This is a genomic window from Bradyrhizobium erythrophlei, assembly GCF_042430365.1.
In the GTDB taxonomy this organism is placed as follows: domain Bacteria; phylum Pseudomonadota; class Alphaproteobacteria; order Rhizobiales; family Xanthobacteraceae; genus Bradyrhizobium; species Bradyrhizobium erythrophlei.
This window is the reverse complement of sequence record NZ_JBHMET010000187.1, coordinates 37,717-54,255: the sequence shown is the minus strand read 5'-3', so window position 1 is coordinate 54,255 and position 16,539 is coordinate 37,717. Positions and strand designations below refer to the sequence as shown.

At 63.3% G+C, this 16,539-nt stretch carries 13 protein-coding genes and 1 pseudogene; 9 read left to right on the top strand and 5 right to left on the bottom strand.

Features of this window, described 5'->3' with window-relative positions:
• Window positions 1-40: 40 nt before the first annotated feature.
• From ACFFWD_RS26635 to ACFFWD_RS26615, 5 genes are all read left to right on the top strand, one after another.
• Window positions 41-844 carry a DUF3108 domain-containing protein gene (locus ACFFWD_RS26635; protein ID WP_376970430.1) on the top strand — a complete coding sequence of 268 codons (804 nt, stop codon included), beginning with the start codon at window positions 41-43 and terminating at the stop codon, window positions 842-844.
• A 660-nt stretch (window positions 845-1,504) separates the two neighbouring features.
• The gene (locus ACFFWD_RS26630) at window positions 1,505-4,945 is read left to right on the top strand and encodes a helicase-related protein (protein ID WP_376970196.1); all 3,441 of its coding nucleotides are present in this window, start codon (window positions 1,505-1,507) and stop codon (window positions 4,943-4,945) included.
• 62 nt (window positions 4,946-5,007) lie between these two features.
• Window positions 5,008-5,277 (top strand): RNA-binding S4 domain-containing protein, encoded by a 270-nt coding sequence (locus tag ACFFWD_RS26625; RefSeq protein ID WP_376970194.1) that lies wholly within the window; start codon window positions 5,008-5,010, stop codon window positions 5,275-5,277.
• Window positions 5,278-5,405: 128 nt separating this feature from the next.
• On the top strand, window positions 5,406-5,744 hold the full coding sequence (fdxA, locus tag ACFFWD_RS26620) for a ferredoxin FdxA (RefSeq protein ID WP_066499798.1): 339 nt from the start codon (window positions 5,406-5,408) through the stop codon (window positions 5,742-5,744).
• Window positions 5,745-6,157: 413 nt separating this feature from the next.
• On the top strand, window positions 6,158-6,943 hold the full coding sequence (locus ACFFWD_RS26615) for a CarD family transcriptional regulator (protein WP_376970191.1): 786 nt from the start codon (window positions 6,158-6,160) through the stop codon (window positions 6,941-6,943).
• A gap of 114 nt (window positions 6,944-7,057) precedes the next feature.
• On the opposite strand, the gene ACFFWD_RS26610 is transcribed toward ACFFWD_RS26615, so the two are convergent.
• Window positions 7,058-7,984, bottom strand: coding sequence for a LysR family transcriptional regulator (locus ACFFWD_RS26610; protein WP_376970189.1), 927 nt, complete (start codon window positions 7,982-7,984; stop codon window positions 7,058-7,060).
• Window positions 7,985-8,106: 122 nt separating this feature from the next.
• Here ACFFWD_RS26610 and ACFFWD_RS26605 point away from each other — a divergent pair, with 122 nt between their 5' ends.
• The 4 genes and pseudogenes from ACFFWD_RS26605 to ACFFWD_RS26590 form a co-directional block, all read left to right on the top strand.
• Window positions 8,107-9,417: a CitMHS family transporter gene (locus ACFFWD_RS26605; protein WP_376970187.1), complete on the top strand. Its 1,311-nt coding sequence runs from the start codon at window positions 8,107-8,109 to the stop codon at window positions 9,415-9,417.
• Between the two features lie 11 nt (window positions 9,418-9,428).
• Entirely contained in the window at window positions 9,429-10,763 is a 1,335-nt protein-coding gene (locus ACFFWD_RS26600; RefSeq protein WP_376970185.1) for an acyclic terpene utilization AtuA family protein, read from the top strand.
• Window positions 10,764-10,821: 58 nt separating this feature from the next.
• Window positions 10,822-11,130, top strand: coding sequence for an AtuA-related protein (locus tag ACFFWD_RS26595; protein WP_376970183.1), 309 nt, complete (start codon window positions 10,822-10,824; stop codon window positions 11,128-11,130).
• Between the two features lie 244 nt (window positions 11,131-11,374).
• Window positions 11,375-11,498, top strand: a pseudogene (locus tag ACFFWD_RS26590) (CarD family transcriptional regulator); the annotation flags it as partial.
• Window positions 11,499-11,832: 334 nt separating this feature from the next.
• Here ACFFWD_RS26590 and ACFFWD_RS26585 read toward each other — a convergent pair.
• The 4 genes from ACFFWD_RS26585 to ACFFWD_RS26570 all read right to left on the bottom strand — a co-directional run bounded on the left by ACFFWD_RS26585 (window position 11,833) and on the right by ACFFWD_RS26570 (window position 16,539).
• Window positions 11,833-12,012, bottom strand: coding sequence for a hypothetical protein (locus ACFFWD_RS26585; RefSeq protein WP_376970181.1), 180 nt, complete (start codon window positions 12,010-12,012; stop codon window positions 11,833-11,835).
• A gap of 348 nt (window positions 12,013-12,360) precedes the next feature.
• Window positions 12,361-13,443 (bottom strand): adenylate/guanylate cyclase domain-containing protein, encoded by a 1,083-nt coding sequence (locus ACFFWD_RS26580; protein WP_376970179.1) that lies wholly within the window; start codon window positions 13,441-13,443, stop codon window positions 12,361-12,363.
• Entirely contained in the window at window positions 13,425-13,817 is a 393-nt protein-coding gene (locus tag ACFFWD_RS26575; RefSeq protein WP_376970177.1) for a response regulator, read from the bottom strand. Before ACFFWD_RS26575 ends, ACFFWD_RS26580 begins: the two co-directional genes overlap by 19 nt.
• Window positions 13,810-16,539, bottom strand: coding sequence for a response regulator (locus tag ACFFWD_RS26570; protein ID WP_376970175.1), 2,730 nt, complete (start codon window positions 16,537-16,539; stop codon window positions 13,810-13,812). Before ACFFWD_RS26570 ends, ACFFWD_RS26575 begins: the two co-directional genes overlap by 8 nt.

Sequence of the window (16,539 nt, the reverse complement as noted above, 5' to 3'; positions counted from 1 at the left end):
GCCCCCGTCGGGGCGGCTGTCCGGCCTTGTCGCCGGCGCGCTGTTGCTGCTGGGCTCGCTCGCTTTTGGGGCGCCGGCGGCGAACGCCCAGGGGCGGCTCGATGCGCAGTATGAGGCCACGCTCGCCGGTATCCCGGTCGGCAAGGGCAGCTGGACCATCGAAATCGGCGATGATGCGTTCTCGGCCTCGGCCCAGGGCGGCACCGCAGGGCTTTTGAAGGCGTTTTCCGGCGGCACCGGCGCGGGCGCAAGTCAGGGCCGGATCGTCAACGGCGCGCTGGCGGCGACCTCCTATGTCGCGACCACCACCACCTCGAAGAAGTCCGAGACCATCCGGATGGTGCTCGCGGGCGGCAATATCAAGGATTTCTCGATCGATCCGGAGCCGCCGGTCGATGCCGACCGGATTCCGGTCACGGACGCGCACCGCAAGGGCGTGTTCGATCCCATGACCGGCTCGATGCTCAAGGTCGGCGGCACCACTGACCTGATGAGCCCGGATAGCTGCCGCACCGGCGCCGGCGTGTTCGACGGGCGGATGCGCTACGACCTCAAGCTCGATTTCAAGCGGCTGGAGACGGTGAAGGCCGAGCGCGGTTATCACGGACCGGCGCTGGTCTGCGCGATCTATTTCACGCCTGTTGCGGGCTACATCCCGGATCGCCCGGTGATCAAATACCTCGCCGCGCAGCGCAATATCGAGATCACCTTCGTGCCGATCGCTGGAACGCGCGTGCTGGTGCCGTTCCGCATGACGATCCCGACCCCGTTTGGCCAGGCCATGCTGGAAGCGACCTCGTTCATCACCACAGCAGCCCCGCCGCGCGTGGCGAAGACGCAGTGAACTTCTCCCTCGCCCCGCTCTTGCGGGGAGAGGGGCGGGGTGAGGGGCTCTCACCACGAGCGCAGCCCGTGGAGAGTCCCCCTCACCCGGCGCTACGCGCCGACCTCTCCCCGCGCGCGGGGCGAGGTGAACTGAGTGCGCGGCACCACAGGAATCCAGTTGACTCTTGCCCGGTTCTGATTCGACTCGGACGCAACGGAAATTAAGGGAATTCGCACCCGAAACCGTCGCTTGTGGAGCGCGTTTAAACTTGATCTAGTGCCGCTGCATTTAGGCCGACGCGAGATGTTGCGGTGAACGAAGCAGGCCAGGAATGGAGTCAGCGATTCGGCCGCGATTCGTTCTAGACTCGTTCTGAAGCTTAAAAACAGCGGCGAGAGCGTCGCGTAATGGGACAGAATTTGAGAAATGGCGCGTGATCCCAAACGTGTGGTGTTGGATCGCGCTGGAGTGACGAGATTGAAAAAGCGCACTGCGTGTTCTCCCTCGCCCCGCTCTTGCGGGGAGAGGGTCGGGGTGAGGGGCTCTCGCCGCGAGTCGGACTCGCGGAGAGTCCCCCTCACCCGCCGCGTCGCGGCGACCTCTCCCCGCGCGCGGGGCGAGGTGACTTTCTAGGCGCGCATGCGCGCGGCAAAGCATCAAGAAAAACACCTGTAAAATATGGCTTTCTCAACTTCGTTCGGACATGAACGCGCACCGGGCGCCGGCGTCACCGCCGTTCTCGGGCCGACCAACACCGGCAAGACGCATCTGGCGATCGAGCGGATGCTGGCGCATTCGTCGGGTGTGATCGGGCTGCCGCTGCGGCTGCTCGCGCGCGAGGTCTACAACAAGATCGCCGATCGCAAGGGGCCCGAGAGCGTCGCGCTGATCACGGGCGAGGAGAAGATCAAGCCGAAATCGCCACGCTACTGGGTCTCGACGGTCGAGGCGATGCCGCGCGATCTCGATGTCTCGTTCCTTGCGGTCGACGAGGTGCAGATCGCCGCCGATCTCGAGCGCGGGCATGTCTTCACCGACCGCATCCTCAATCGAAGGGGCCGCGACGAGACGCTGCTGCTTGGCGCCGCGACGATGCGGCCGATGATCGAGCGGCTGTTGCCGGGCGCTTCCATCATCACGCGGCCCAGGCTCTCGACGCTCGAATTCGCCGGCGACCGCAAGATCACGCGGCAGCCACGGCGCACCGCGATCGTCGCGTTCTCGGCGGACGAGGTCTACGCCATCGCCGAATTGATCCGCCGCCAGCACGGCGGCGCCGCGGTGGTGCTGGGCTCGCTGTCACCGCGCACGCGGAACGCGCAGGTCGCGATGTTCCAGAACGGAGACGTCGACTATCTCGTCGCGACCGATGCCGTCGGCATGGGGCTCAATCTCGACGTCGATCACGTCGCGTTTGCCTCCGACCGCAAATATGACGGCTACCAGTTCCGCCGCTTAACGCCGGCCGAATTCGCGCAGATCGCGGGGAGAGCAGGGCGCGCGACGCGCAACGGCACCTTCGGCACCACCGGGCGCTGCGCGCCGTTCGAGCCGGAACTGGTGAACGCGCTGCAGAACCATACGTTCGATAGCGTGAAGATGCTGCAATGGCGCAATGCGAAGCTGGATTTCTCCTCGCTCGGCGCCTTGCAGGTGTCGCTGGCGCTGGCGCCGAAGCACGAGGCGCTGACGCGGGCGCCGATCGCGGAGGATCTGCGCGTGCTCGACCACGTCGCGCGCGACGCCGATGTCCGCGAGATGGCGCATGGCGCGAAAGCCGTGGAGCGGCTGTGGGATGCCTGCCAGGTCCCGGACTACCGAAAGCTCTCGCCGGCCGCCCATGCCGAACTCGTGACCACGCTATATGGCTTCCTGATGCAAAAGGGCCGCATACCTGACGCATGGTTTGCCGCCCAGGTCGACCAGGCCGACCGCACCGACGGCGATATCGACACGTTGTCGGGCCGGATCGCGCAAATCCGGACCTGGACCTTCGTCGCCAACCGCCCGGACTGGCTGTACGATCCGGAGCATTGGCAGGGGATTACGCGAGAACTCGAAAATAAATTATCCGATGCGCTGCATGAACGGCTCACGGAGCGTTTCGTTGACAGGCGGACCAGTGTATTGATGCGCCGCCTGCGGGAGAACTCAGTTTTGAATACGGAAATCGGCAAGACCGGCGAAGTGATCGTGGAAGGCCATGTGATCGGTCGCCTCGATGGTTTCACCTTTGCACCAGATGCGGCGGAGGCCGGCTCAGACGCCAAGGCGTTGCAGGCCGCAGCGCAGCAGGTTTTGGCGCGCGAGATCGATGCGCGTGCGGAAAAACTGGGCGCAGCCCCCGACGACCAGTTCGTGCTGACTTCCGACGGCACCATCCGCTGGACCGGCGATGCGGTCGCAAAGCTCGTCGCCGCCGAGGATGCGCTGCATCCGCGTCTGCGCATCATTTCCGACGAGCGGCTGACCGGCGCCCCACGCGAGGCGGTGCAGACCCGCCTCGACCTGTGGCTCAAGACGCATATCGAAAAGCTGCTCGGGCCGCTGTTCGAGCTCTCCAAGGCCGAGGACCTGCAGGGCATCGCGCGCGGCATCGCGTTCCAGCTCGTCGAAGCGCTCGGCGTGCTCGAGCGCACCAAGATCTCGGCCGAGATGAAGGATCTCGACCAGCCCTCGCGCGCGACCTTGCGCAAATACGGCGTGCGCTTCGGCGCCTATCACATCTATTTCCCGCAGCTCCTGAAGCCCGCGGCGCGCGCGTTGGCCTCGCTGCTGTGGGCCGAGAAGCAGAACAATGTCGACATGGCCGCGCTGTCGAATGTGCAGCATCTGGCCTCCAGCGGCCGCACCTCGTTCCCGGTCGACAAGCAACTCGCCCGCGATGCCTATCGCGTGCTCGGCTATCGCCAGTGCGGCGAGCGCGCGGTGCGCGTCGACATCCTGGAGCGGCTCGCCGATCTGATCCGTCCTGCGCTGGCGTGGCGCGAGACGTCGCCGGGCGACAAGCCGGCCGGCGCCTTCGACGGCCGCGGCTTCGTCGTGACGCAGGCGATGACCTCGCTGACGGGATCCGCGGGCGAGGATTTCGCCTCGATCCTGCGCGCGCTCGGCTACCGCATGGACCGCCGCCCGCCGTTGCCGCCGAAGCCCGTCGAGGCCGCACCGGCCGAGGCCGCGCCCGCTGAGGCCGCCGAGACCGTTGCCGCCGAGACACCGCCAGTCGAGGCAAACGCCGAGGCCGCCGCGGATGCGCCCGTTGAGGACGTTGCCGCCGAGCTTGTGGTCTCCGGCGATCCGGCGCCGTCGGCCGCGCTGTTGCCCGATATCGGCTTCGCCCCTGTCGTGACCGAAGAGCCGCCGGCCGTCGTCGAAGCGCAGGCGGAGCCTGTGGCGGCCGCCGCGCCGGAGCCCGCTGCCGACGCTGCGCCTGCTGTGGACGAAGCGCCCGCGAACGAGGCTCCCACCGAGGCTGCTGCCCAAAGCCCGTCCGAGGCTGCCGCAGAAGCTCCCGCGGAGGCGGCAAGCGCCGAGGCTGTCACCGCCGACGCCGCTCCTGCCACGGCCCCAGAAATGCCGGCCGAGCCGCAGCTCGTCGAAGTCTGGCGTCCCGGCGGCCGGTCGGACGAGCGCCGTCCGCGCCATCACGATCGCAATCGCGGCCGTCATCATGGCAAGCCCGCCGAGGCGGGCGCGCAAGGAGCCGAAGGCGGCGAGGGCGAGAAGCGCGAGCAGCATCGCCGGCCGCGCCGTCACCAGGATTTCCGCAAACCGCGCGAGGGCGCACCCGCAGAGGCCACAGCGCCCGCCGACGGCGCGCAGGCCCGCGACAGCCGGGACGACCGCGGCCAGCGCTTCGAGGGCAAGGGCCGCGACCGCGACAATGAACGGCGCCGCGACAAGTTTGGCGGCGACCGCAAGGGCGATCGCGGCGAGCGCGATCGTGGCGGCCGCGATTTCGGTCGCGACAAGGGCGGGCGCGACAAGCGCGAGGGCGGGCCGTCGCATCGGCCCTACGCCTCGAGCGCGCCGCGCGAACGCGACCGGCCGATCGATCCGAATTCGCCATTCGCCAAGCTCGCCGCGCTGAAGGAACAGCTCGCGGGTCGAAAGGAATAGCGTTTTCAAGCGAAGTGGACCCCGGTTCGCGTGAAGAAAACGCGTCAGATAAAAGAATCCACTTGGACCGACAGCGCCTCGACAAATGGCTGTGGCACGCGCGGGTGGTGAAGGCCCGCACCAGCGCGGCCGCGCTCGTCGAAACCGGGCATGTGCGCATCAACGGCGTGCGCGAGACGGCGCCGGGGCACGCGGTCAAGCTCGGCGACGTCGTCACCGTCGCGCTCGACAACAGCGTCCGCGTGCTAAAAGTGGTGGGCTTTTCCGAGCGGCGAGGGGACGCCGCCGCGGCGCGCGTGCTCTATGACGATTTGCAAGCCCGCCCGGAGTAGCTATCTAGTAGCTGCAATTCCAATTTGGGCCGGAACGCCTGCGCTTTTTAGGGGCCAGCTTCCCTTGCGGCTGCGGTATTCCTGCGCTAGGCAACCCCAGAAAAAGTTGACCGTTTTCGGAGTTTTGGATGACCTACGTCGTCACTGAAGCCTGCATCAAGTGCAAATATACCGACTGCGTAGAGGTCTGCCCCGTCGACTGCTTCTACGAGGGCGAAAACATGCTGGTCATCCACCCCGACGAATGCATCGATTGCGGCGTGTGCGAGCCGGAATGCCCGGCCGACGCCATCAAGCCGGACACCGAGCCGGGCCTGGAAAAGTGGCTCGAGGTCAACCGCGACTACGCCAAGAGCTGGCCGAATATCACCCAGAAGAAGGACTCGCCCGAAGACGCCAAGGAGTGGGAAGGCAAAGAAGGCAAGTTTGAGAAATATTTTTCTCCGAATCCGGGGACTGGCGACTGATTCGCTGCTTCCCACGGGAAGCCGCATCCGGGGCGGATTTGCACCGTCCCGACCCCCTGAAAGGCCTGCAGATTTAACCCTAATGACGGACATATGACCGAAAGGTCCCCCGAAAGGTCCGGAATCGGGCGTAAATCATTGATTTTTGCGGAAAATGTGCTATATTAGGCACATTACAAGCCAAGAACCCGCTGCCATGCGTACCTTGTGGCTTCGAGGTTCCCGCAAACATCGAACAGGGGCGTGGCAGTTTCCGCGCGCAGGCTGTGTCACAGAAAACGCGTAAAAAGAGTACAAAGTCGACGAAGAAAGCCGCTGTTGTTGCTCGCAGCGCAACCAAGGGCCGCGCCAAGGCGTCTGTGAAGGAAGCCAAGAAGGCGGCGGCGACAAAGTCCTCTAAGAAAAGAAGCGTGATGCCAGAAAAGACTGCCAAGACTGCCGCGAAAGCGACGGCTGCGAAGCCCTCTGCCGCTAAAACCGCCCCGAAGACCGCTGCTGCCAAGCCGGCTGCCCCGAAGACTGCCGCCCCTGCCGCTCCCAAGGCTGCTGCGAAGCCGGCGCCTGCGCCGCGCGTGGAAGAGAAGAAGGTCGTGACCCAGCGCCAGGGCTTCAAGGCCAACGAATTCGTCGTCTATCCGGCTCACGGCGTCGGCCAGATCCTGGCCATCGAGGAGCAGGAGATCGCGGGCGCCAAGCTTGAGCTGTTCGTGATCAATTTCATGAAGGACAAGATGACGTTGCGCGTTCCGACGGCGAAGGTCGCCAATGTCGGCATGCGCAAACTGTCGGATCCTTCGCTGGTCAAGAAGGCGCTGGAGACGCTGAAGGGCCGCGCCCGCGTCAAGCGTACCATGTGGTCGCGCCGCGCCCAGGAATACGAAGCGAAGATCAATTCCGGCGACATCGTCGCGATCGCCGAAGTCGTCCGCGACCTCTACCGTTCGGAATCGCAGCCCGAGCAGTCCTACTCGGAACGCCAGCTGTATGAAGCGGCGCTTGACCGCCTGTCGCGCGAAATCGCCGTGGTCCAGCACTCGACCGAGACCGAAGCCGTCAAGGAGATCGAGAGCCAGCTCGCCAAGAGCCCGCGCCGCGGCGCCAAGGCGGAAGCTGCGGAAGGCGACGCCGAGGGCGATGCCGACGGCGAGGATCTCGATTCCGACAGCGACGATGCCAGCGTCGCCGACGAAGCCGCTTAAGCACGCTTTCTGGAATTCAAATGAAAAGCCCGGTCGCAAGACCGGGCTTTTCTGTTGTGCGCCTTTGCATCGCGCGCTGTCGTTGCAAGCGAACGTACCTGGACGAGCAGAGCCTCATATTCGCGCGGGAAGGGCACCTGACTGACTGAGGATGGTCTTGCGGCGCGTCAGCAGAAAGTCGGCAAAGGCATGACTAAGCGGAGGAAGCGTGCGACCGACGCGCTTGATCAGGGCGACGGGCCTGGAAAAATTGGCATCGTTGATCTTCCGGCTGCGCAGACTTGGCTCGGCCCGGACTTCGCGGGCGGAAGCCGGCAAAATCGCGATCCCAATTCCGGCTCTCACCATGCCGACCGCAGTCATCATGTAGGTTGCCTCGGACGCAGGAGTGGCGATCAGGCCGGCCCTATTGAAGGCGGCATCAGTCACGGCGCGCACGCTCGTCTCCCGGTCCATTAGGACCAGCGGGTAGCCCGCCAGCGCCTGTGCCGTGACCTTGGCGGCGCTGCTGATCGGGTGCCCACGCGGATAAACCACCATCATATCGTCTCGCGCCGCGAAGATGGTTTCGATATCGGGGAAGGACGCGTCGCCGCCGACAAAACCGAGGTCTACGTCCTCGGAACGAACCGCCGCCAGCACGCGGCTGGCGATGATGTCCTTCAACACGAAGGACACGCCCGGATGATCTTCGCGGAACGCTTTGATCGCATCGGGCAGCACGCCGGCCGCGAAGGACGGAAGCGCGGCAATGCGCACGACGCCGCGCCGCTCGGCCGCGACGTCCCGCGTGTCCATCAGCACCGTGTCGAGATCGCGCAGCATACGCTCGAGCGAAGGCAGCAATTCGCGCCCCATGCGCGTGAGCTCGACAGAGCGCGGATTGCGGTCGAACAATCTCAGGCGGAGCGTCTCCTCAAGGCGCTTGATCTGAACCGTCAATGTCGGCTGTGACACGTGCAGCGTCGCCGCGGCCCGCGTGAAGCTGCGAAGCTTTGCCACCGCAACGAATGACCGCAATTGCCTGACGGAGACATCCATAGAAAAAGACTATTTCTGAGATCATATAATTTCAATTGATTAATTGGCTGCTCGGTGCCCAGACTGCGGGAAATGCGGTCGTCCATGCGCGTGGCCGACCAAAACGATCAAACGGTGAGGAAATGAACCATCTGGCTTTGCTGGGCGTCATCACTATTGGACTTCTGCTCCTGGTCATCATGACGAAGCGGATGTCTCCGCTCATCGCGCTGATCTTGATTCCCCTCATCGCATGCCTCACCGGTGGTTTCGGATGGGATACCAGCAAGTTCGTTGTCAGCGGCCTGCAGAGCCTTGCGCCTGTCGTCGGCATGTTCGTGTTCGCAATACTGTTCTTCGGGGTGGTGACCGATGCCGGCATGCTTGACCCGATCATCGATCGAATCCTGCGCACGGTGGGCACGCGTCCGACCCGGATCGTCATGGGTACGACGCTTCTGGCGCTCCTGATCCATCTCGACGGATCGGGTGCGGTGACGTTCCTTATCACCATTCCCGCCATGCTGCCGCTCTATGACCGGCTTGGCATCGACAAGCGTATCCTCGCCTGCGCGGCCTCGCTCGCGGCCGGTGTCAATTTCCTGCCCTGGACCGGCCCAATGATCCGCGCTTCGGCTTCGCTGAAGCTGCCGATCCCGGAAATCTTCAATCCGCTGGTGCCGGTCCAGCTTGTCGGGATCATCTTCATCTTTGCCGTGGCCTACTGGCTAGGCCGCCGCGAGGAGAAGCGTCTCGGCCTCGAGAAAGGCGCGTCGATCGATGTAACGGCGAGGCGGACGCTGACCGACGCCGAACGTGACCTGCGCCGTCCGCAGAATTTCTGGATTAACATCGCGCTGACCATCGTCGTCCTCGGAACCATGGTGGCGCTCGGCGACAAGCTCACGCCTGCAATTGTCTTCATGGTCGGCACCTGTCTTGCGTTGCTGATCAACTACCGTAACGTCGACGTCCAGCGTCAGCGCGTCGATGCTCACGCCAGGGCAGCGTTGTTGATGGCGTCGATCCTGCTCGCCGCCGGCGTGTTCACCGGCATTATGCAGGGTTCGGGCATGCTGAAGGCGATGGCAGAGGCGGCGGTCGGCTTCGTGCCGGCCGGAGCGGCCAGGTATATGCCGGTTGCGCTCGGTATCGTGTCGATGCCGCTCAGCCTCCTGTTCGATCCGGACTCCTTCTACTTCGGCGTCCTGCCCGTCGTCGCCGAAGTCGGCGGGCAGCTCGGTGTGCCGAAAGTGCAACTGGCGCAGGCGTCGCTCCTGGGGCAAATGACGACGGGATTTCCTGTCAGTCCGCTGACGCCGGCAACGTTCCTGGTCGTTGGCCTGACGGGCATCGATCTGGCCGACCACCAGAAGTTTTCGATACCGTTCCTGTTTGGTGCATCATTGGTCATGACGTTGGCATGCGTGGTATTCGGCCTCTTTGCCGTCTGAGGGAGGGCTTGATGCGGACGATCAGAATCGGCGCAGGGGCAGGCTACTCGGGTGACCGTATCGAGCCCGCGGTTGAACTCGCTGAACATGGCAGGCTGGACTACCTCGTTTTCGAGTGTCTCGCCGAGCGGACCATCGCGCTTGCGCAGCAGGCTAGGATAAGAAACCCGAACAGCGGTTATGATCCGTTACTGACAGCGCGGATGCGGGCGGTCCTTCCGGCCTGTCGCTCTAACGGCGTACGGATCATCACCAACATGGGTGCGGCCAATCCCGTCGCGGCGGCGCAGGCGACGACGCAACTCGCGCAGCAATCGGGATTGCGCGGATTGAAGGTTGCGGCCGTTACCGGCGACGACGTCCTTGGCGATGCCAAGCAGGTGGATCTGCCCCTCGATATTGGCGGAACCGTACGCGATCTCGGCAATCGCGTCGTTTCGGCGAATGCCTATGTCGGAGGGGGCGCGATTGCCCAGGCGCTCGCCGACGGCGCCGATATCGTGATTACCGGTCGCGCTGCCGATCCCTCGCTGTTTCTCGGGCCACTTATTTACGAGTTCGGTTGGGCGCTGGACGATTGGCCGTTGCTCGGGAAGGGTATCCTTGCGGGACATCTTCTCGAATGCGCGGGCCAGATCACGGGGGGCTACTTTGCCGATCCCGGCTTCAAGGACGTCGCGGGCCTCGCCAGGCTTGGCTTTCCGATCGGCGAGGTCCGTGAAGACGGAGATCTTGTGATTACCAAAGTCCCAGGTTCCGGCGGGCAGGTTACGGCTGCGACGGTCAAGGAGCAACTCCTGTACGAAATCCACGATCCAGCCCGCTACTTCCAGCCCGACGTCATCGCCGATTTTTCCGCGGTCAAGGTCAGGGTGATCGGACCCGATCGTGTCCATGTTTCCGGCGCCACGGGTTCGCCAAAGACCGGGCAACTCAAGGTTTCCGTCGGCTATGTCGACAGCTATATCGGCGAGGGTCAAATCTCCTATGCTGGTCCCGGGGCGGTCGAGAGAGGGCGGCTCGCACTTGAGATCGTGCGGGAACGGCTTGCGCTCACCGGTGTGCGGACCAATGAGCTTCGGTTCGACCTGATCGGCGTCGACGCGCTTCATGGCGAGAAATTCTCGCAAGGAAGTGCGCCCTACGAAGTGCGTGCTCGCGTTGCAGGGCGGACGGATTCTCTTGCCGAAGCAGCGCGTGTCGGCGAGGAGGTCGAAACGCTCTATACCAACGGGCCGGCCGGCGGTGGCGGCGCCTGGAAGTCGGCCCGCGAGGTGATCGCGGTTGCGTCGGGATTGATTCCTGAAGCGGCCGTCAAGGCAACCGTCCAAATGTTTGAAGTATGAACCACTGGCCGCCACGACCTGTCGAAGATCAAACGCCAACCTGCTTCAGGGTGATCTGATGAAATTGCGTGCGATTGCTCACTCCCGTACCGGAGACAAGGGAGATACATCCAACATCTCTGTCATCGCGTTTGACGAGACCGACTACAATTTCCTCCGCGATCATGTCACCGCCGAACGGGTCAGGCAGCATTTCTCCGGGATCGTGACAGGCGAGGTGACCCGTTACGAATTGCCGTCAATCGGGGCATTGAACTTCGTACTTACCGGCGCGCTCGGCGGCGGCGTCACACGCTCCCTCGCCATCGACGCGCACGGCAAGGGCTTGAGCTCCGCCTTGCTCGACATGGACTTGCCGGAGCGGTGAAGAGCTCAGCAAACACTCCATGTCGACGCTTGGATTGCTTCGCCGCTTTCGTTCCTCGCAATGACGGTAGAGGATGGGATCGGTCTTCTACCGCCGGGCCTCCCGGCAGGCGGGGGGTTATAGCGACGGGAGCTCATTGTTAGAGCGCGTTGTGGCCCCAAACTCGCTCCAACAATTTGCATCGGTGGCTATGGCTCCATGCGTTCGCTGGGGCGTGGTGCATGCCGGGCCGCCGCGCGGCTTCCTGGCCATTGAGGAGCAGGAGGTCGCGGGCGCCAAGCTCGAGCTGTTCGTGATCAATTTCATGAAGGACAAGATGACGCTGCGCGTTCCGACGGCGAAGATCGCCAATCGGCATGCGCAAGCTGATCCGGGTGAGGGGTTCAGGCGCATGATGCACACGCGGCAGAGGGACGGACAATGAAAAAGGCCGCAGGCGTTGCACACTGCGGCCCGTGTCCGGGAAAATTGAATGTCAGGGCAACGACAATACTTCCAGCCCCGGTAGGCCTGACGATCCCAGAACTTGATGGCTGGTTGGAGTCCTAACCTCTGTTCCCGGCAACGGAACATCGCGGATGTTGTACGGCCGCTACACAGACCGAGGCTCAGCCTGCACGGCTGCCTGGATCATGAGCAATCACCTCGGCCAAGGCCGATCGATTTCGGCGTCCGATGCGACAGCAAGATTTCGGTAAAATTTTACGCGGCGGCGTCGACGGTCGCGATCACAGTCCGCATGTCGGTGGCGAGCTCCCGATAGCGCGCTCCCAGCCGCAGGTACAGCTCGCGTTTGCCCCCATCCGGCGCCCGATTGGCAATCAACTCGCATTCGGCGGCAAGTGTCTCAAATCGCTCGAGCTTGGCGTGGAAAGCGGTCATGGGCGGGGTCCCTGAACTCTTACGGAGGGAGCGCGACCCTACTCCTTCGATTAGGTCACGACAAACATTGTTATCGGATAGAATTACTTTTGTTGGCCATGGTTAGCGGCTGCCTGCCGAAGTTGTTGCGATGCAAGCATCGGCTCAGCGTCTGCTGCGCTGCACCCGGGTTATTGGAGGCCAACAAGGCCTCGCCCCATTCCACGGGCTGGGGAGTGTGAAATGGAGCGAGGTACCTGTGCGCAACGCATGGGGTCGTTGCCATTGCAGTGATGCTTCTGATTCGCGGCGTGTTCGCGGCGGTTGTGTGAAGTGGTTTTGGCATCACAACTGCGTTCACCGACGTCGCTACGGTCTGACAGTCGCAGCGTCCTGAAGACCATGGCACTCGAACAGTTCGACCGCTCCCTTTCCCTTGAGCTCCACTAGCCCGCGGCTTCGACCTGTGCAGCAGTGCCGGACCCGGGCCCATGCGGTCGCGCTCATCAGGATTGATCCGCCTTCCGCGTGAGAGGTGACGCGGGCGGCCGTATTGACGGTGTCTCCCCACAAGTCAAACGCGTATTGGCGCCGGCCCATGATCCCGGCAACCACGGGGCCGCTATGAATCCCGATGCGCACCGCCCAGCCAGGCTTGAGCTTCCGCGAGGTCTCGATCATCGCCCCTGCACACCGCACCGCGGCCAGCACGCCGTTCTCCATGGGATGGAGAAGCCCCGCTGTAGCAAGGAACGCGTCTCCGATGGTCTTTATCTTCTCCATAGCATGCGCTTCGACGATGTCCTCGAACGCATCGACGAGCGCGCGAAGCTCGGACACGACCTGTTCCGCCGGATGACAATCGCAGTATCGCGTGAACCCGACGATGTCGCTGAACAGCACCGTGACGTCGTCCATGCGACGAGGCTTGACCTCGTTGGTTGCCTTCAGCTCGGCCACTGCGCTCGGCGGCAGTATTGCTTGCAGCAATTCGTCGGCGCGCCGCCTCTCGCGCTCGATCTCTTCGAGGTAGTATGCCTCCCGGTCACGCAGGCGTTTCTTCTCAAGACACGCACCGACGCGAGCGCCGAGAACCACGGGATTGAAGGGTTTCAGAAGATAGTCGTCGGCGCCGAGCTCGATGCCGCGTACCACGCTTTCAATCTCGTCCACTGCAGAAATCATGATAACGCGGATCTCTCGCGATGCTGGACTTACCTTGAGCTGCTGCAGGACCTGATGACCATTCATCCCCGGCATGAGGACATCGAGGAGGATGAGATCCACGGGCTGTTTGGCGACTATTGCGAGCGCCGCGGCTCCGTCGGCGGCGGTCAGCACGGCCTCGTAGCCCAGGCGCCGCAATCGACGCGTGAGCAGATAACGATTGTCCTCGTTATCATCCACGACGAGAATCACGGGGTGCGGCCCATTCATGACTTGGGCTTCCATCTCTCGGACTTTCTCCTCAGCAGAACGTCGATCCGATCAATCAGGCGCGGAAAATCGACCGGCTTTGCAATGAAGTCGTCACACCCCGCCGCGAACGCTCGCTCGCGATCCTCCGGCATGGCGTGGGCAGACAGCGCGATAATGGGGAGGCTCGCGGTTTCCGGTGTCGCGCGCAACTGCCGCGTAACTTCCCAGCCATCGATGACAGGTAGCCCGAGATCGACCAGAATCAGGGCCGGGGCCCGGTTCCTGGCTTGCGTCAGGCCTTCCGCACCGTCGCGCGCGATGAGGACCTCGTAGCCTTTTCGCCGCAACCGGCGCGACATCATATAGATGTTGTCCTCATTGTCCTCGATATAGAGAATCTCAGCCATCGTGTTCGGCTCGCTGCTGCATTGCCCCGATGGGAACGTTGTGCATGACGAAATCGCGGACCCTTGCCAGCAACTCGTCGCGGTCGCAGGCTGCCTTGGACACGAAGTCGACAATTCCGCTATTGAGCTGGCGGCGCTCCACGTCACTCAGGTCGGTGGCCGTCATTCCGACGACCGGAATATTGCTGAATGTGCCGTTACCTCGGAGCCGTTCGAGGAATTCAAACCCGTCCATCTCCGGCATCATGAGATCGAGCAGGATCAGATTTGGTCTGCGTTCCTGAAGTCGCCTGAAGCCCTCTCGGCCGTCCTCGGCTTCGATGACGTGCCAACCCTCGTCGGCAAGCGTAGACGCCAGCAGCCGGCGGGTTTCCTCGTCATCCTCGATGATGAGCAGATCCTTTCTCGATGGACCTCCGTTCAGGTGATGCAGGATCGCTCGGAGCCGTGTCCAGTCGATCGGCTTGGTAATGTATTCGCTGGCGCCGAGCGCATAACCCTTGCTGCGCTCATCGACGATGGTCAGCATGATCACCGGGATCGGCGCCAGCTCGGGATCCGATTTGAGTTCCCGCAGCACACCCCAGCCGTCGAACTCGGGCATCAGCACATCCAGCGTGATCAGCGACGGGTGAACCTTGCGTGCGAGCGCGAGGCCTTCGCGCCCGCCTTGAGCAGTCAGGACGTCAAAACCCTCCTTGCTGAGAAAGCGACGCATGACGTCGAGGACATTGAGGTCGTCGTCGATGACGAGAACGCGTGGAGCACCGCCGTTCATGACGCGGAGCGGTGGGCCGCCTGGCGCAACCGCCGGCATCTCGACGCGCAGGGCCGTTCCCTGAACAGCTTGAGCGGGTAGACGGACCGTGAAGGTGGCGCCGCGACCGGGCGCGCTCTTGACGGTGATTTCTCCACCCATCGCCCGACAGAGATGCTGGCTGATCGCCAAACCAAGTCCGGTCCCGCCGTACTTGCGCGTCGTCGAACTGTCGGCCTGGGAGAACTCCTGGAAGAGGCGGCTCAGCTGTTCTTCCGTCATCCCGATGCCGTTGTCGGCCACAGTGAAGACCAGCGAGCTGGCTGATCCGTCAGCTTCGCGCCTGGCTGAAAAACGAATCTCGCCGCTGTCCGTAAATTTGCACGCATTGCTGAGCAAGTTCAGGAGTACCTGACGTACCCGGGTCGAGTCCGCTTGCATCAGTCCGACGTCCGCAGGGCAGTCGACAATGAGCTTGTTGTTGTTCTTGTCCGCGATCGGCTGGGTCGTCTTGGTCAGTTCACCAATGAGCGTCGCGACGTCGATCTCCTCGGGGTATAGATCGAGCTTGCCAGCCTCGATCTTGGACAGGTCGAGGATATCGTTGATCAGCATGAGAAGGTGCTTGCCCGCCCGCACGATACGCCCAACGGGCTCCGAGAGAACTTCGTCGCGCTCTTCCTGCGCTTCCTCATGGAGTATCTCGGCGATGCCGATGATGGCGTTGAGCGGCGTTCGAAGCTCGTGGCTCATATTCGCCAGGAACTGGCTCTTTGTCCGGTTGGCCGCTTCCGCCTCCTCGCGCGCCTGCTCTAGCTCGATCTGGCGACGCTTCAACTCTGTGATGTCGGTGTAAACGACGACCGTGCCGCCGTCATGGGTCCTGCGCTGGGTCACTCGCACCCAGAGATCATTCCGGTATGAATGCTCGGCGACGCTAAAGGGCTCGCAATGCTGCCTCTGGCGTTCCTCGATCCACGCCTCGGGGGTGCGGCCATTCAAATCGGCCACGGAGCGTGTAACTGCTGCCTCAAGGATTTCGCGGAAGCTCGTGCCCGGCTTGAAGAGGTCTGCCCGGTGAGGATAAATCTCGCGTACGCGCTCGTTGCACGCCACGATACGGTCGTCGGCGTCGTAAAGGACGAAGCCATCCGAGATGGTCGCGATTGCAGCCGCAAGCGTCTTGCGCTCGTGCTCTCGTTCGGCCGTCAGCCGATCCCGCTCCGTGAGAGTGTCGCGAAAGATGGCCAGCGTCCTTGCCATGGCGCCGATCTCGTCGTGGCCCGCGCGGGGGATCGGCACCGACACGTCCCCGGCGTTGAGGCCGTCGATCGCCACCACAAGCCGTCGGAGCGGAAGCGTGATCGAGCGAAGCAGGAAGAAGGTCAGAAGCGCTCCGAAAATGACGATCGCCGCCACGCTCCCTTGCGTGATCCGGGTCGCGGTGGCGACGTCGGCAACCGCACGATCGCGGGCGGCTGCCGCCTCGCTGGTCAATTCGGTCACGATCGATTTCAGATGCTCGTCGACAACTGCACTGTGTTGTCGCGCCTGGGCCAGGAGGGAGTTGCCCATCACTCGGCGATCGGCCGTGTATTCCTCGACCGCATCGGCTGCGAATTTCTCGAACCGCGCGAGCTCGGCGCGAACGGAGGCAATGCGGTCGGGTTTTCTCGCTTCAAGCTTGTCGAGAAGATGCCCCATTCGGGTCCGCGCTTCGGTCGCGTTCCGCTCCGAGAGCGTCAGCATGCTGACGGCGAGATCGGTCAACCAATACCGAAGCTCTCCGAAGGTGACGCGTGCGGCATTCGCCGAGTCGATCGTGTCGATCAGATCGGCCACCTCAGCGACGGCAGCCGAATTGTTCGCCAGCTTGCGCGTGAGATAGAAATTCGTTGCCAGGATGACGAGGAGCAACGTGCCTGACAGAAGAATGATCCGAGTCCGGATATTCAGGCGTGCCAT

Excerpts from the sequence above, each read along its gene's own strand:
- ACFFWD_RS26630 (WP_376970196.1), top strand. The coding sequence starts at position 1,505 with ATGGCTTTCTCAACTTCGTTCGGACATGAACGCGCACCGGGCGCCGGC.
- fdxA (WP_066499798.1), top strand. The coding sequence starts at position 5,406 with ATGACCTACGTCGTCACTGAAGCCTGCATCAAGTGCAAATATACCGAC.
- ACFFWD_RS26615 (WP_376970191.1), top strand. The coding sequence starts at position 6,158 with ATGCCAGAAAAGACTGCCAAGACTGCCGCGAAAGCGACGGCTGCGAAG.
- ACFFWD_RS26610 (WP_376970189.1), bottom strand. The coding sequence starts at position 7,984 with ATGGATGTCTCCGTCAGGCAATTGCGGTCATTCGTTGCGGTGGCAAAG.
- ACFFWD_RS26605 (WP_376970187.1), top strand. The coding sequence starts at position 8,107 with ATGAACCATCTGGCTTTGCTGGGCGTCATCACTATTGGACTTCTGCTC.
- ACFFWD_RS26600 (WP_376970185.1), top strand. The coding sequence starts at position 9,429 with ATGCGGACGATCAGAATCGGCGCAGGGGCAGGCTACTCGGGTGACCGT.
- ACFFWD_RS26595 (WP_376970183.1), top strand. The coding sequence starts at position 10,822 with ATGAAATTGCGTGCGATTGCTCACTCCCGTACCGGAGACAAGGGAGAT.
- ACFFWD_RS26585 (WP_376970181.1), bottom strand. The coding sequence starts at position 12,012 with ATGACCGCTTTCCACGCCAAGCTCGAGCGATTTGAGACACTTGCCGCC.
- ACFFWD_RS26580 (WP_376970179.1), bottom strand. The coding sequence starts at position 13,443 with ATGGAAGCCCAAGTCATGAATGGGCCGCACCCCGTGATTCTCGTCGTG.
- ACFFWD_RS26575 (WP_376970177.1), bottom strand. The coding sequence starts at position 13,817 with ATGGCTGAGATTCTCTATATCGAGGACAATGAGGACAACATCTATATG.
- ACFFWD_RS26570 (WP_376970175.1), bottom strand. The coding sequence starts at position 16,539 with ATGGCACGCCTGAATATCCGGACTCGGATCATTCTTCTGTCAGGCACG.